The 13,846-nt window shown below is 71.8% G+C and carries 15 protein-coding genes; 6 read left to right on the top strand and 9 right to left on the bottom strand.

What is annotated here, in order from left to right; all coding sequences use genetic code 11:
* Positions 1–90: 90 nt before the first annotated feature.
* The gene (locus OG594_RS12850; protein WP_266598259.1) at positions 91–1,287 is read left to right on the top strand and encodes a CaiB/BaiF CoA-transferase family protein; all 1,197 of its coding nucleotides are present in this window, start codon (positions 91–93) and stop codon (positions 1,285–1,287) included.
* 50 nt (positions 1,288–1,337) lie between these two features.
* Here the strand turns inward: OG594_RS12850 and OG594_RS12845 are convergent, their stop codons facing one another.
* Positions 1,338–1,607, bottom strand: a complete 270-nt coding sequence (locus tag OG594_RS12845) for a hypothetical protein (protein WP_076046471.1) — start codon at positions 1,605–1,607, stop codon at positions 1,338–1,340.
* A gap of 279 nt (positions 1,608–1,886) precedes the next feature.
* On the opposite strand from OG594_RS12845, the gene OG594_RS12840 reads away from it, so the two are divergent.
* Positions 1,887–3,623 carry a serine/threonine-protein kinase gene (locus tag OG594_RS12840; RefSeq protein ID WP_266598258.1) on the top strand — a complete coding sequence of 579 codons (1,737 nt, stop codon included), beginning with the start codon at positions 1,887–1,889 and terminating at the stop codon, positions 3,621–3,623.
* Here the strand turns inward: OG594_RS12840 and OG594_RS12835 are convergent.
* The gene (locus tag OG594_RS12835; RefSeq protein WP_266602873.1) at positions 3,593–4,399 is read right to left on the bottom strand and encodes an SGNH/GDSL hydrolase family protein; all 807 of its coding nucleotides are present in this window, start codon (positions 4,397–4,399) and stop codon (positions 3,593–3,595) included. The genes OG594_RS12840 and OG594_RS12835 overlap by 31 nt on opposite strands.
* Before the next feature lie 206 nt (positions 4,400–4,605).
* Between OG594_RS12835 and OG594_RS12830 the strand changes: the two genes are divergently transcribed.
* The gene (locus OG594_RS12830) at positions 4,606–5,703 is read left to right on the top strand and encodes a DUF5925 domain-containing protein (RefSeq protein ID WP_266598257.1); all 1,098 of its coding nucleotides are present in this window, start codon (positions 4,606–4,608) and stop codon (positions 5,701–5,703) included.
* A gap of 162 nt (positions 5,704–5,865) precedes the next feature.
* Here OG594_RS12830 and OG594_RS12825 read toward each other — a convergent pair whose 3' ends face one another.
* Positions 5,866–6,255, bottom strand: coding sequence for a GntR family transcriptional regulator (locus tag OG594_RS12825; protein ID WP_266598256.1), 390 nt, complete (start codon positions 6,253–6,255; stop codon positions 5,866–5,868).
* 71 nt (positions 6,256–6,326) lie between these two features.
* Here OG594_RS12825 and OG594_RS12820 point away from each other — a divergent pair, with 71 nt between their 5' ends.
* The 3 genes from OG594_RS12820 (at position 6,327) to OG594_RS12810 (ending at position 8,581) form a co-directional block, all read left to right on the top strand.
* Positions 6,327–7,268: a GNAT family N-acetyltransferase gene (locus tag OG594_RS12820; protein ID WP_266598255.1), complete on the top strand. Its 942-nt coding sequence runs from the start codon at positions 6,327–6,329 to the stop codon at positions 7,266–7,268.
* Positions 7,265–7,747, top strand: a complete 483-nt coding sequence (locus tag OG594_RS12815) for a DUF402 domain-containing protein (RefSeq protein WP_266598254.1) — start codon at positions 7,265–7,267, stop codon at positions 7,745–7,747. Before OG594_RS12820 ends, OG594_RS12815 begins: the two co-directional genes overlap by 4 nt.
* A gap of 258 nt (positions 7,748–8,005) precedes the next feature.
* The gene (locus OG594_RS12810; RefSeq protein WP_266602871.1) at positions 8,006–8,581 is read left to right on the top strand and encodes a histone deacetylase; all 576 of its coding nucleotides are present in this window, start codon (positions 8,006–8,008) and stop codon (positions 8,579–8,581) included.
* Between the two features lie 134 nt (positions 8,582–8,715).
* On the opposite strand, the gene xerC is transcribed toward OG594_RS12810, so the two are convergent.
* The 6 genes from xerC to OG594_RS12780 form a co-directional block, all read right to left on the bottom strand.
* Positions 8,716–9,909, bottom strand: a complete 1,194-nt coding sequence (gene xerC, locus OG594_RS12805) for a tyrosine recombinase XerC (protein WP_266598253.1) — start codon at positions 9,907–9,909, stop codon at positions 8,716–8,718.
* A gap of 71 nt (positions 9,910–9,980) precedes the next feature.
* Positions 9,981–10,196 carry a helix-turn-helix domain-containing protein gene (locus OG594_RS12800; protein WP_266598252.1) on the bottom strand — a complete coding sequence of 72 codons (216 nt, stop codon included), beginning with the start codon at positions 10,194–10,196 and terminating at the stop codon, positions 9,981–9,983.
* A gap of 475 nt (positions 10,197–10,671) precedes the next feature.
* Positions 10,672–12,147: an ATP-binding protein gene (locus OG594_RS12795; RefSeq protein ID WP_266598251.1), complete on the bottom strand. Its 1,476-nt coding sequence runs from the start codon at positions 12,145–12,147 to the stop codon at positions 10,672–10,674.
* A gap of 2 nt (positions 12,148–12,149) precedes the next feature.
* Entirely contained in the window at positions 12,150–13,034 is an 885-nt protein-coding gene (locus OG594_RS12790) for a bifunctional DNA primase/polymerase (protein ID WP_266598250.1), read from the bottom strand.
* Between the two features lie 72 nt (positions 13,035–13,106).
* Entirely contained in the window at positions 13,107–13,274 is a 168-nt protein-coding gene (locus OG594_RS12785; RefSeq protein WP_266598249.1) for a hypothetical protein, read from the bottom strand.
* 14 nt (positions 13,275–13,288) lie between these two features.
* A complete protein-coding gene (locus tag OG594_RS12780; protein WP_266598248.1) occupies positions 13,289–13,774 on the bottom strand; it encodes a hypothetical protein in 486 nt (161 codons plus the stop codon).
* Positions 13,775–13,846: the final 72 nt, after the last annotated feature.

Below are 13,846 nucleotides of genomic sequence, written 5' to 3'. Positions count from 1 at the left end.
CACCCGCACGGGCGGCCGCCCCGTGTGATCAATGACGCGCATCGCCGCCGGTGTGGTGACAGCGGCCGTCCGACCCGGTAGGCAGGGCCCATGGCTACCGAACCGCTCCCCCTGGACGGCATCACCGTCGTCGCCGTCGAACAGGCCGTCTCGGCCCCGTTCGCCACCCGTCAGCTCGCCGACCTGGGCGCCAGGGTGATCAAGGTCGAACGCCCCGACGGCGGCGACTTCGCCCGTGCCTACGACACGGCCGCCCACGGCCTCGCCTCGCACTTCGTGTGGGCCAACCGGGGCAAGGAGTCGATCGCGCTCGATCTGAAGGACCCGCGCGGCCGGGAGGTCCTGCACGGGCTGCTGGCCGGGGCCGACGTCTTCGTGCAGAACCTCGCGCAGGGAGCCGCGGCCCGCCTCGGGCTCGACTCGGCCGCGCTGTGCGCGCGTTACCCCCGGTTGGTCGCCGTGGACGTCTCCGGCTACGGCCCCGAGGGCCCGTACGCCCACAAGCGCGCCTACGACATGCTCGTCCAGTGCGAGGCGGGCCTGGTGTCGGTGACCGGCACCCCGGAGCGGCCCGTCAAGGCGGGCATTCCGGCGGCGGACATCGCGGCGGCCATGTACGCCTTTTCAGGGGTCCTGGCCGCCCTGCTGCGCCGCGGGGTCACCGGGCGCGGGGGCAGGGTGGAGGTGTCGATGCTGGACGCGCTCGCCGAGTGGATGGGCCACCCCCTGCACCACACGATGCACGGCGGGGAGCAGCCCGTGCGCACCGGCCTCGCGCACGCGGTGATCGCGCCCTACGACGCCTACGCGACGGCCGACGGGGACCGGGTGCTGCTGTCGGTGCAGAACGACCGCGAGTGGCGCCGGCTGGCCGAACAGGTACTGGAACGGCCCGAGTTGGCAGAGGATCCGACGTACGCGACGAACGCGGCGCGCACCGCGAACCGGGAGAAGACCGACGCGGTGGTGGCGCAGGCGCTGGGCCGGCTCGGCGCGGACGGGGCGATCGGGCGGCTGGAGGCGGCGGGCATCGCGTGCGCGCGACTGAACTCGGTGGCCCAGCTGGCCGGGCATCCGCAACTCGCGGCCCGGGACCGCTGGCGGGAGGTGGGTTCACCGGTCGGTCCGCTGCGGGCCTTGCTGCCGCCGATCGGACTGCCGGGCGGCGCGGCACCGCACATGGGTGCGGTGCCCGCGCTGGGCGAGCACACCGAGTCCCTGCTGCACGCCCTGGGGATGGCGGACGCACAGATCTCGGAACTGCGCCGGGACGGTGTGATCGGGTAGGGCCGGGGAGCCGGTGGCCCGGGGGCCGACGGCTGCGGTAACGGGGAAGGTTACGAGCGGCGGCTGCCGAAGAGCGTGCGACGCAGACGGCGCAGCGGCGCGAAGAGCGAGACGCGCGCACTCCGGCTCCGCAGACGGTGCGTGTGGTCGCGGGAGGTGAGCTCGCGCATCAGCAGCGTCGCCTCGGCGGTCTCCCGGTGCGGGACGGCGGGACCGCCCAGCACGGCGAGGTGGCGGTCGAGGCGCGAGCTGGTCGCACTGCTGCCACAGGTGATGGCAGGCACGCGTGGCGGCCTGCTGCGCATTGCTATCTGTTCCATGATCTCTCCCCACCCGTACGAGGGCACCCGGCCCGGGCAGGTTAACCCTATCGCCCCCGTGTCGCCCCCGGGTATCCCGGTGGTGTGAATTACCCCTGCGGCGACGGGGAGTTGACGATTACTCAACGGAGTCGCCGATTACTCTCCGCACAGACGTCACGCTGCGAAAGGCCTCTGCACGAGTCCCGTCACGACAGGGGCCACACGGCTCGCACTGCGCTAACTTGGAGTGATCGCCCGATGACACGCGGGCGCACGGGAGCACACTCGGGGGCGCGCGTGAGTGACCAATCGAACTCCGATCGTGTCATCTCGGGCCGCTACCGGCTGCTCGAACCGATCGGCCGGGGCGGGATGGGAGTCGTGTGGCGGGCCCGGGACGAGGTGCTCGCCCGCGAGGTCGCCGTCAAGGAGGTACGGGCGCCGGCCGGGCTGGAACCCACCGAACTGGAGCGGCTGTACCGGCGGCTGGAGCGGGAGGCCTGGGCCGCGGCCCGGGTCTCGCACCGCGGGGTCGTCACCGTGTACGACGTGGCGTCCGAGGGCGGGCGCCCCTGGATCGTGATGGAGCTGGTGCGCGGGCTCTCGCTGGCGGACGTGTTGGAGGCCGAGGGGCCGATGACCCCTCAGCGGGCCGCACACATCGGGGAACAGGTGCTCGCCGCGCTGCGCTCCGCGCACGACTCGGGGGTGCTGCACCGCGACGTGAAGCCGGGCAACGTCCTGATCGCCAACGACGGCCGGGTGGTGCTGGGCGACTTCGGGATCGCGACCCTGGAGGGCTCCTCGGCGATCACCATGACGGGCGAGGTGGTCGGCTCGCCCGAATTCCTCGCGCCGGAGCGGGCGTTGGGGCGGGATCCGGGGCCCGCGTCGGACCTGTGGGCGCTCGGGGTCATGCTCTATGTCGCCGTCGAGGGGATCTCGCCCTTCCGGCGGGCCACCGCGCTGGACACGCTGCGGGCCGTGGTGGACGCGGAGTTGCCGCCGCCCCGCCGGGCCGGGGCGCTGGAGCCCGTACTGGAGGGGCTGCTGCGCAAGGACCCGGCCGAGCGGCTGCCCGCGGCGGAGGCGGCCCGGATGCTGCGCGTGGTGGGCGCGGGCGGGACCGTACGGGCCCCCGGCGGACCGGTGTCGGGGCCGGACGCGGCGACGACCACGGCGGCGCACCACGGGCAGGGGGCGGGCGAACCGCACGGGGCACCGCACGCAGCGCCGTACGGGTCACCGAACGGGACACCGCACGCAGCGCCGTACGGAACGCCGTCGCCCCTGCCCGCGTCCGGGCCGGGCGCGCGCGAGGGCCGCGCCGGGCTGGTGCTGACGGTCGGGATCGTGCTGATGCTGTTGGCCCTGGTCGCGGTGGGGTGGCTGCTGCTCAAGGACCGCGAGGACACGGGCGGGACGCGCAGCGGGAGCGGCGGGGCGCCGACCGGCTCGTCGACCACCGCCCGGAGCGTCACCAGGACCCCTTCGACGGCTCCGTCGTCCTCGGCGTCGGTGTCCCCCGGGGCCACGCCGGGGCAACTCGTCTCGGTGTACGTGGACACGGTGCGCTCCTCGTACACGGGCAGCTGCCCGCCGCCCGCCGCGCACGCGCCCGCCTTCACGGCCACCGTCGAGGTGGAGCGCACCCCGGTCGTGCTGGAGTACCGCTGGGTCACGCGGAGCGGGCGGACGTCCGGCCCCGACTGGCGCTCCGTCACGTACGAGGAGGGCGGGCCGAAGAGCCGGCGGCTGGAGCACACGGAGCTCACGCACGAACCGGACGGGGTCTTCGCGGACGCGGTCCGGCTGGAGGTGCGGGGAGCGGCCGAGGTGGCCACCCAGTGGGTGGCCACCTCGGTGACGTGCCGGGAGGAGACCCCGACGAGCGGGGCCCCCTCCCCCGGAGCGAGTCCGTCACCGGCCTCGCCGTCGGCGAGCGCTCCGGCGACTTCGCCCACTCCTGCGGCTCCCGGGACCGGCGAACCGGACCGGGCCGATCAGGCGGCGTTCGTGAGGACCGGCAGGTAGCCGCCGGACTGTCCGGCCGCGGTCGGGTGGTACGACTCGCCGATGTTCAGCCAGTTGACGCTGTGCAGCCACGCGCTGCCGGAGCAGATCTCGTGACCCGTGAAGGTGCCGGCGACCGAGGCGAAGGTGAAGCCGTGGTTGGCGGCGCGTTTGGCGATGGCGGCGTTCAGGTAGTCGGCGGCGCCGTTGATGGCGGCCCGCTCGCCCTCGGTCAGGCCGGTGGTGCAGGTGCCGTTCAGCTTGTAGAAGCGGGGGTAGCCGAGGACGACGACGTGCGCGCCGGGCGAGCGGCTGTCGATGGCGTTGTAGACCTGGTCGAGCTGGCCGGGGAGGGTGGAGTCCACGTAGGCCTTGGCCTGGTTCACGCGGCTGATGCAGGTGGATTCGGACTGGAGGACGCAGGTCGTCATGACGTCGGAGAATCCGGCGTCGTTGCCCCCGATGGTGATGCTGACCAGGTCGGTGCCGGAGTTGAGCGGGGCGAGCTGGCTCGAGAGGACGTCACCCGTACGAGCGCCCGAGCAGGCGGTGAAGGAGAAGGTCCGGGGGGAATGGGCGGCGGCCCACAGGGCCGGGTAGGCGCGGGTGGTGCGCTTGCAGTTGCCGCTCGCGCCGTCGTAGTTGCCGGCGCCGACGCCGGAGGAGTACGAGTCGCCGAGGGCGACGTAGCCGAAGTCGGCCCGGGCGGTGGCGGCCGCCTGGCCCGCGCCGAACAGGGTGGCGCCCGCGGCGAGTAAGAGGGAGGAGGTCAGGGCAGCGAAGCGCGACAGGTTCATGCTCATGTGTGCGGCTCCTTGTGGGGGTTGCTCCTGAGTCCGTGGTACAAGCAGCCGAGGTTGGCTGGAAGTGTCCATGCCAAGAATGTTCGGAGCAGAGTTGGGGCCGGAACCTTCACTCCGAATGCGTTTGAAGAGGGAACTTGGGCACCCGATCCGGCGAAACACGGGTGCACGGGGCCACCGCGTGCCGGATCATGGGCGCCATGTCAGCCAACCCGCAGGACGCGCTGCCGATCCGGCTCAACGTCGACGACAGCGACTCACCGTCGGACGTCGTCGACGCGCTCTTCCTCGGCCGGTTCGCGTCCGGCGAGCAGCCGTACTCGCACAGCGTGTCGATCGAGCGGGTCAAGGCGGAGGCCACCCTCCTGCCCCCGGAGGCCACGGTGTTGCGCTCGGCGCGCGACAGCGACCGCAGCGCCACCCTCGCCGAGGGCGAGGGCTGGACCGTGCTCGTCTCGCGCTGGAGCCGGGGCGCGGACGTCACCGTGACGGCGGTCAGCGACGAACTCGCCGCCGGCGTGCTCGGCAAGGCCACGGAAGGCGTGCAGGACGAGCCCGAACCACAGCCCGAGAACGTCACGATGGGCTTCTGGTACGTCTCCCCGCGCCGCGGCCCGTACCGGACGACCCGCCAGATCGCGGCCGGGACCTGGGCGGAGGTGCGGCCCAACTACACCGCGCCGGTGGCCGGGGCGATGGACCGGCTGATGAAGGTGACCCCGGACGACATCGCGGGCCGGCTGCTGTTGCTGCACGGGCCGCCCGGCACGGGCAAGACCTCCGCGCTGCGCACGCTGGCCCGGTCCTGGCGCGACTGGTGCCAGGTGGACTGCGTCCTGGACCCGGAGCGACTGTTCAACGACGTGGGCTACCTGATGGACATCGCGATCGGCGAGGACGAGGGCACGGCGAAGGGCCGCTGGCGGCTGCTGTTGCTGGAGGACTGCGACGAGCTGATCCGGGGCGAGGCCCGCCACACGGCCGGGCAGGCGCTGTCCCGGCTGCTGAACCTGACGGACGGACTGCTGGGACAGGGCCGCAACGTCCTGGTGGGGGTCACCACCAACGAGGACCTGGAGCGGCTGCACCCGGCGGTGGTCCGCCCGGGGCGCTGCCTGGCCCGCATCGAGGTCGGCCGGCTGACCCACCGTGAGGCGGTGGACTGGCTGGGCACGGACGAGGGCGTCTCCCGCGAGGGCGCCAGCCTGGCGGAGCTGTTCGCCCTGCGCCGCGGCACGGGCCCGGCGGCGATCCTGCCGCCCCAGCCGCACGGCTCGGAGGCGGGGCTGTACCTGTAGCTGCGCTGCTGATGCGGTCTGCGTCACCTGCGGCCGAGCCTCTCGGGGCTCCGCCCCGAACCCCGCGCCCCAAACGCCGGCGGGGCTGAATTCAGCCCCGCCGGCGGACGGGCCCGTGCGGCAGGCCGGGCAGGTTTTTGCCGCGGCCGGGCCGCGGGCCGGCTACTTCGCGGCGTACCTGGCCCGGAGGGCGTCCGTGGCCGCGGCCAGGGCGTCGGTCTGGGTCAGGCCGAGCCGGTGGACGCGGTCCGCGTACGCCTGGGCCGCCGCGGCCGCCTCGCGGGACACCGCGTCCCCGGCAGCCGCGATGAAGGTCCCGTTCCGGCCCCGCGTCTCGATCACCGCATCCGCCTCCAGCGCCCGGTACGCCTTCGCGACCGTGTTGGCGGCCAGCCCCAGCTCCTCCGCGAGGCCCCGTACCGTCGGCAGTTTGAAGCCCGCCGGGAGCTTCCCCGACCGGGCCCGGTCGGCGATCTGCGCGCGCAGCTGTTCGTACGGGGCGGCCGACCCGGCCGAGCCGTCGATGGTGATCTTCAGGTTTGTCGAGGTCACGCGGGTGATTGTCCCCCATCGGCGGTTAATTGGGAGGCGCCCGCCGCGAAGGCGCACGTAGCGTCTGCCCCATGACCGTATCGATCCGCGATCTCCGCCCCGGCGATACCTCGGACGCGGGGTCCGTCGCGCGCGTACGCCGCGCCGTCCTGCCATTCATGATCGTCACTGCCGAGAGCGTGGCCTCCGAGCTCTCCTCGGCCCACCCGGCGAAGCACCACCGGATCCTCGTCGCCGAGACCGCGGACGGCCGGGTCATCGCCACCGCCCAGGTCGGCATCGCGCACGACAGCCCCGAGCCGGGCCAGTCGTACGTCAACGCCTACGTCGATCCCGCCCACCGCGGTCTCGGCGCCGGTGCCCTCCTGCTGCGCACCGCCGAGGAGCACCTCGCCGCGCGGGGGGCGGTGGACGTGTACGCCTGGGTGCTCGACGAGCCCGCCCCGCGCGCCTTCGCCGAGCGGCGCGGGTACCTCCCCAGCCGGTCGGCGCACTTCCTGCGCCTGGACCTGGCGGCGGCCACGCTGCCCGAGCTCCCGCGGGACCTTCCGGCCGGGGTCGAGCTGCGCCCCGGCTCCGCCTTCGCGGCCGACCCGCGGCCGCTGTTCGAGGCCGACGCCGAGACCACCTCCGACGAACCGAGCGATGTCGCGGCGGAGTTCAACGACTACGAGGACTGGCTCGCGCACACCTGGAACAGCCCGACCCTCGACAAGGAGTTGACCACCGTCGCCCTGGTCGACGGCGTCGTGGCCTCCTTCGCCGCGGCGCAGACCGACGGCGCCACCCGCTACGCCTCGGCGATGACCGGCACCCTGCGCGCCTTCCGCGGCCGGGGGCTGGCCAAGCTCGCCAAGACGGCCTCCCTGCACCGGGCCCGCGCGGCCGGGTACACCGAGGCCTTCACCGGCAACGACGCGGGCAACGACCCGATGCTCGCCATCAACGAGTGGTTCGGCTACGAAATCTGCGCGACCGAGACGCGCTACACGAAGAAGCTGGAGACCCCGTGACCGCACAGCTGACCGTCGTCCTGACCAAGGCCGGACGGACCAAGATCCGCTACCCGGCGGCGCAGGTCGCCGACGACGGCGACCGGATCTCCGTGCGCGCCCCCTGGGCGGCGGACGGCGTACGGGACTTCGGCTTCGTGCGCTTCGAGCCGGGCGACGTGTTCGTCGAGCACTTCTGGCGGACCCGCTGGTACGCGGTCAAGGAGGTGTGGACCGCGGGCGGTGTCCTCAAGGGCTGGTACTGCGACGTCACGCGCCCGGCTCTGGTGCAGAGCGGGGAGATCCTCGTGGAGGACCTGGACCTCGACCTGTGGGTCTCGGCGGACGGGAACTCCGTGCTGCGGCTGGACGAGGACGAGTTCGCCGGGAGCGGGCTCGCCGAGAGCGACCCGGAGGCCGCGGCCCAGGCCGTACGGGCCCTCGACGCGCTGGACGACCAGGCCCGGTCCGCGGCCGGCCTTTCCGCGCTCCTCCCGTAGTCCGGTGAGGCGGGAGGCGGGGCGCGCGGCGGCCCTCCCGTGGGGAGCCGGGAGGGCGCCGGGCCCGGGATGGTCCGGGGCCACACCATACGCACGGGCCCCAGCGACCCGATAGGCATATGACAGGGGAGATTCCGGATCCCCGATCCCCTACCCCCCGGCTGCGAGGAGCTGAGCGTGTCCGTCCACACCACCACCCCGCCCGTCGGGGCGATCCCCGTGCCCGAGAGGGTCTGGTACGCCTCCTACGGGTCCAACATGCACATGGACCGCCTCGCCACGTACATCGCCGGCGGGACCCCGCCGGGCGCGGCACGCACGTACCCGGGCTGCCGGGACCACAGGGCGCCCGAACGCTCGATCGCGGTCGAGCTGGAAGGCCGCCTGTACTTCGCCACGGAGTCTCCGGTGTGGACGGGGGGCCGGGCGTTCTACGACCCCACGGCCCCCGGGCGCACGCGCGGACGGGCGCACCTGGTGACGGTGGGCCAGATGTCCGACATCGCCGCCCAGGAGATGTACGCGGAGCCGGGGGCGGACCTGGACCTGACGGCGGCCCTACGGAACGGCCGTGACGAGCTGGGCCCGGGGCGGTACGAGACCCTGATCTGCCCGGGCACGATCGAGGGAATCCCCCTGCTGACCTTCACCGCGCCGTGGAGCCTCCACGACGTCGAGGTGCTCAACCCGTCGGGCGCCTACCTGCGCTACCTGGCCTCCGGCCTCCTGGAGTCCGGCCCTTGGGAGGAGCAGGACATCGCCGGCTACCTCGCGTCCTGCCCCGGCGCCGCCGGCCACTGGACGCCCGCACAGGTGAGAGACCTCCTTTCCTGAGGGGGTGCTTGTCCCTGGCTTAAGGGGGCCGTAACAAGCCTCCCTGGCTCGCCAGAGTGTTGCAGCAGGTCACGGGCGCAGAGGCGCACCCGGCTCGGCCACAGGGAGCCAAACCGGGAGCCACCCGAAAGCGATCATGCGGATTCCGGGCGGTCAGGCACCTCCGTCTGCTCCCCCGAGAAGATCTCGTCCATCGCCTCAGCGCCTTCGGCGATGACCGGCCGCAGCTGCTTCCGGTAGACGCGCTCGGTCGTGTTGCTGCCGCTGTGTCCGACGACGCGCGCGATCACCTCGATGGGAATTCCGTGATCGGAGAGCAACGACACGAAGGTCGTGCGGAGCTCCCTCGTTGTCCACTCATGCGGCCGTTGGATGCCCGCCTCACCCAGTAGGCGCCGGAAGTTCCGCCTCACATCCAGAGCGGTCCGCAACTCGCCGCCCTCCCTGGGGAAGACGAGATCCTCGGTGGACCACACCCGGCCGGCGGCCTTCGCCTCGGCCTGCTGTCGCCTGCGGTGAGCCTCCATCACCTCAGCCACCTGCTTGGGCATGGCCAAAGAACGTCGGCTCTTCGGAGTCTTCGTATCTCCGTGGCTGCGCACGGAACGCCACACGTCGACGTGTGCCTTGCGCCCAACCGCGGGTTCCGTGTGCACATGCTTCCAGGGGAGCGGGCGTGTCTCCTCCGGCCGGGTCCCAACGAGCAACGACAGCACCACGTAGGCATGGATCCAGGTGCCCACCCCAGCCCGCAGGATGGCCTCTCCCTGTTCGAGGGACAACGACTTGCTGGGTCTTCCCGGCTTCCCTTCGGGGGCTTCGACCAGCGCGGCCACGTTCCGCACGGCCTTCCCCCTTCGCTGGGCATGGGTGATCGACCTGCTCAGAATCGAGAGCAGCAGGCGTAGCGACGTGGTGGCCAGTAGGGCCGCCCTGCCATCGAGCCACTCATCAACGTCGTCGGCTTCGAGCTGGCGCAGCTTCGCGGCGCCCAGCTCCGTGTAGATGTGTGTGGTCGCAAGACTGCGATAGGTACCGACGCTCGTGACCGCCTTCCCCTTCAGCCCCTGAGCGAGCCAGTCCTCCACGGCCTGCTTCACCGTGTACTGAGCGGGCGCCTTCGCCTGCTTCTCAAGCTCCTTCCTGAGTTCGCGGAGCTTGCGCCGAACCTCGGTCTTCGTAGTCCCCGAGACCTTCGCCCGATTCCGCTTCCCGGCCGCCGTATAGCCGAGGGAGATCGCTCCGATGTAGCGGCTCTTGGACGCATCCCAGTAGATCGAGTCCTCGCCGTTCGCTGCCTTACGGGCGGGTCCCCGCTCGCTCTCCATCTGGCACCTTTCACACATGAGGGCGGGGCCACACCTATGTGGGTGCGGCCCCGCTGTTGGGTCGAGTACTGCTACGCGGCGGCCTTGGCCTCGCGCTTGAGGAGTTCGACGTACTCGTCGATGTATTCGGTCGGCACGAGTCGGCGGCGACCGACCCGCACAGTCCGGAGCCTGCCGAGGCGGATCTCCTCGTAGGCAGTGGAACGCTTGACGCCGAGGGCGTGGGCCGCGTCCTCTACCCGGTGAAGGCGCTGCGGCAGCTCGCCGCCGGTGACCGGACCGGCCATGTGACGATCTCTCCTTGGCTCGCGGGTGGTTGTGGCTGTCGCGCTGTCCGAGGGGCAGATTTCTGCGTCACCGCGTCGCCTGTGTCATTTACAGGTCTGACCTGCGGTTTTCGGTGACGCGTAGGGTGGTCGTGCGTCACCGGTCTGTGTCACCCGCGTCCCCGGGTGACGGAAGTCGGTGACGCGGGTGACGTGGGGTGACGTAGCCGTGGGCCGTCTGCGTCACCGGTGCAGTCGCAGGTCACGGGCTGTTTGGAGCCTGGTGGTGACGTGGGTGACGCAGCGTCTCTTCTCTTAAGAAAAAGAGAGGGTGGTTTCTGTTGTGGTGGGCGCGTCTTCGAGCGTGAAGAGCGGGGCCGCTGCGCGGCACGTCCTTTGCAGCGGCGGCAAGCCGCCGGAACAGCAAGAGGAGCACGCACCGCCCGGCGGCGGGTGCTCTTCTTGCTTGTGCCCGGACCGGCCGCGGTGGCGCCGGTCAGAATGCGGCCTGCTGCTCGCCGGGCGTGGGGGTGTCGGGTCGGGTCATTTCGATGTAGCGGGCTGTTTTGGTGCGGCCCCAGTCGACGAGGACGCCGCGTGCGGCGAGGGTGGGCTGGAGACGCTTGAGGCGGTCGGAGAAGACCTTCCCGGTGGTGGGCCACCCCTTGGGCAGGGGACGGAAGTCGTCGCCGGTGTAGAGCTGGGTGAGGGTGTGCAGCCACTCGGTGGAGGTCATCCGGACCTCCACGCCCGCTTCGAGGCTGGCGGCGTGCTTGAGGACGGTCTGGGCGAGAAGGTCGCCTTCGATGACGTCGTCGTTGAGGTCGTCAAGGCTGGCCCGGTAGGCATCCAGCGCGCCGAGCCCGTCCGCCGCGTCGAACTGGGCGCAGAGGTGGGCGAAGTCCGCCATCCGCAGGTCGGTTGGAATGTCGGCCTCGGTGGCCCGCACCTTGACGGTGAGGTCGAGGAGTGAGCCGAGGATGACGGGCAGTACCTGCGCGTACTCCGCCCACAGTTCAGCCTCGGTCCGGCGTACTCGGGGCCGCACCAGGCGAAGGGGTAGAAGCCGTTCGGCGAGGTCGGGGCGGATGACGCCGACGTCGATGCCGGTCAGGAGGAGGGGGCGGCGGTAGCGGGAGCGGACGACGTCGCCGTCGGTGAACAGGGCGCGTTTGATGCTTTCGGCGCCGGTGACGATGCAGCACATGAGGTCGGACAGGTCCGGCGGGAGGTGGGAGAGGTTGTCGAGCGCGGTGACCCATCCGGCGGCGACGGCCGTGATCAGGTTCTCCTCGTCCTTCGGGGCCCGCCGCAGGTCACCGGTCATGCCCTCGATGATCCGCACGAGCATCCGGCCGGCAGTGGATTTGCCTGCGCCCTGGGGGCCGGTGAGGAAGGGGGCGGGGACGGGTACGGACGGTTCCAGGCAGCCGATCAGCCACGCGATGGCGAGGCATTCGCTTTCGGCGTTGGCGAAGTTGCAGAGCCTCAGGAGAGCGTCGATTCCTTTGCCGTCGGTGTCTTTCTCGGGGAGGGGGAGTTCGCCGGTGAGTTGGGTGCGGCGCCAGCAGACTTCGCGGGGGTCGGGGGTGAGGATGTCCCAGCCGGTGGGGTGGATGCGGATTGACTGGCCGTCGTTGCGGCCCAGGTCGAGCCAGGTCGCTCCGTCGAATCCGGGGGCGACGCGGATGTGGGTGGCCTGTACGTCCTGGCTGAGCGCGAGTGCTTCGATCAAGTCCAACGCCTCCTTGAGCGCGCTGCCGTTGAAGGAGCCGCGGCCGTCGTTGTAGAGGCCGACCATGAGTTCCTGCCGGTGGCTGCCGGTGGTGCCCTGGGAGCGGATCGGGCGGGCGACGGGGTGGCCGTTCTTCTGCGCGTAGACGGTGCCTTCGGTGGTGCGGAAGTACCGGAATTGCTGCTGGGCGTAGTCGGTGATGATCTGCCGGGCCGGGTTCTTCTCGTCCTCGGGCATCGCTACATCCCCAGCTTGGCCCGGGCGTTGGTCCAGGCGATCTCGCAGTGCCGCAGGGACTCGCCCTTGGTCTGAGCGGCGGTGAACAGCCGGCCGATGTGGTTCTCGGTGAGGCAGCCGCACCAGCCGTGCGCGGACAGCACCGCGAGGAACGTCCGGTACACAGTCCTGTGGATGGCCTCGGACGCCTCTTTGATGCGCTGCTCGGCCATGGCGATACCGCGCTCCAGGTACACGGGCGAGCGGTGGCGACACACCGCGTCGCCGGGCCGCGCGGGCAGTACGACGGTGAACGGTGCCGGCGCGGCCGCGGGGGCTTCCTTCACGGCGAATGCGCGCACGGCATCGGGCAGCAGGGCCATGCGTCCGGTGCCGGGCCCGAGCCAGCGGGCGTAGGACCATGCGGACTTGATGTCCACGCCGGGCCGTACGCCGTTGTGGGAGGTCATGGTGCCGAGGTAGATCCAGTGCTCGCCACGGGTTGTGGTCACGGTCTTGGTGGCGGGGAGGTTCTCGCGGGCCCACGCGACCGCGTCCGTATCGTCGAGATCCACGACGGTGAGCGCGCCGCCGCCGGGGTGGTAGGCGACTCCCGCAGCCTGCCTCCACGCCCTGGCCCACGCGGGCGAGGTGAGGATGTCCGGGTCGGTCGTGGCGGCCGCCCAGCCGTGGCAGGGGGCAGGGCACTCGCACAGGCCGGCGGCCAGCATGTGCGGCCTGTCGCCGCACGCCGAGTCCTTGCAGGTACGGCAGTTCCCGAAGGGCTTCTTGCCCGCCCGCAGCGGCATTGCAGGCAGGCCCAGTTCGACGAGCTGGAGCGCGGTGCCGAGATGGGCGGATAAGGCCGCTTGTGCGGACTCTCTCGGAATGTCGGTGGGGTGGGTCATGCTGAGTTCCTCCAGTGGTAGCTGGATGAGGGCGGCCCCAGACTTTGGCGAGACGGGGCCGCCTTCGTAGCGTCAGTCGCAGGTGCAGTCGGACTTCTCGCTGCTGCCGTCTGCGCCGCAGTCACAGCAGTGCGCGTAGGGGTAGGGCTCGGAGCCGTCCCAGGGGTTGCACAGGTCGCAGTCGCCGCCGTCGTACTCGGGGTCGTCCTCGAACGGCTCGGAGGCGTAGTCGTCGTGCATGTGGTGCTCCTTGCTCAGCGGTTGTTGAGGGTTCCGGTGGCGCGGCCGAAGAGGCCGGTGGCGGTGACGTGCTGGGTGATGTGCTGGACCGGCGCCGCACCCCGGCCGCGCGTGCTGCGGCCGGTGCGGAGGATCAGGGGGAGGGCGGCGCCGGCGGCAATGAGGGCGACGAGGGCCCAGAGGGCTTCGGCCATGGCGATCAGTCCCGGGGCGGCGTAGGAGATTCCGATTCCGGCCGCCCCGATGCCTCCGCCGACGGTCGGGGCGAGGAGCGCGGTGGTCTTGGCCCATCCGGGAACGGTGGCCGGGGGCGCCGGTGCGGGCGCGAGGTCGGTGGGGGTGGGGTGGGTGTAGGCGAGGGTGCGCGTTCCGTCGGGGAGGGTGACCCAGGCGATGCCCGTGCCGGTGGGCAGGACCGATATCGGGGCTGCGGTGGGATGGGCCAGTGCGGGGGGCCGGGTGATCGGGGTGGGGTGGTGGAGGGCCGGTTCGTGGGGCATGAGCATGCCTCCGTGAGGTGGGTCGGGCCCGCGTCATGTGGGTGGCGCGGGCCCGCCGGGTGTGGTGTCAGG

Source organism: Streptomyces sp. NBC_01214, assembly GCF_026340975.1.
In the GTDB taxonomy this organism is placed as follows: domain Bacteria; phylum Actinomycetota; class Actinomycetes; order Streptomycetales; family Streptomycetaceae; genus Streptomyces.
The sequence above is the reverse complement of the archived record's forward strand: the minus strand, read 5'-3'. Positions and strand labels throughout refer to the sequence as shown.

Bases quoted from the DNA above. Each gene is read 5' to 3' on its own strand.
- OG594_RS12845 (WP_076046471.1), bottom strand. From the start codon at position 1,607: ATGGAACAGATAGCAATGCGCAGCAGGCCGCCACGCGTGCCTGCCATC.
- OG594_RS12785 (WP_266598249.1), bottom strand. From the start codon at position 13,274: ATGCACGACGACTACGCCTCCGAGCCGTTCGAGGACGACCCCGAGTAC.
- OG594_RS12810 (WP_266602871.1), top strand. From the start codon at position 8,006: ATGCACATGGACCGCCTCGCCACGTACATCGCCGGCGGGACCCCGCCG.
- OG594_RS12820 (WP_266598255.1), top strand. From the start codon at position 6,327: ATGACCGTATCGATCCGCGATCTCCGCCCCGGCGATACCTCGGACGCG.
- OG594_RS12850 (WP_266598259.1), top strand. From the start codon at position 91: ATGGCTACCGAACCGCTCCCCCTGGACGGCATCACCGTCGTCGCCGTC.
- OG594_RS12795 (WP_266598251.1), bottom strand. From the start codon at position 12,147: ATGCCCGAGGACGAGAAGAACCCGGCCCGGCAGATCATCACCGACTAC.
- OG594_RS12790 (WP_266598250.1), bottom strand. From the start codon at position 13,034: ATGACCCACCCCACCGACATTCCGAGAGAGTCCGCACAAGCGGCCTTA.
- xerC (WP_266598253.1), bottom strand. From the start codon at position 9,909: ATGGAGAGCGAGCGGGGACCCGCCCGTAAGGCAGCGAACGGCGAGGAC.
- OG594_RS12835 (WP_266602873.1), bottom strand. From the start codon at position 4,399: ATGAACCTGTCGCGCTTCGCTGCCCTGACCTCCTCCCTCTTACTCGCC.
- OG594_RS12830 (WP_266598257.1), top strand. From the start codon at position 4,606: ATGTCAGCCAACCCGCAGGACGCGCTGCCGATCCGGCTCAACGTCGAC.
- OG594_RS12780 (WP_266598248.1), bottom strand. From the start codon at position 13,774: ATGCCCCACGAACCGGCCCTCCACCACCCCACCCCGATCACCCGGCCC.
- OG594_RS12800 (WP_266598252.1), bottom strand. From the start codon at position 10,196: ATGGCCGGTCCGGTCACCGGCGGCGAGCTGCCGCAGCGCCTTCACCGG.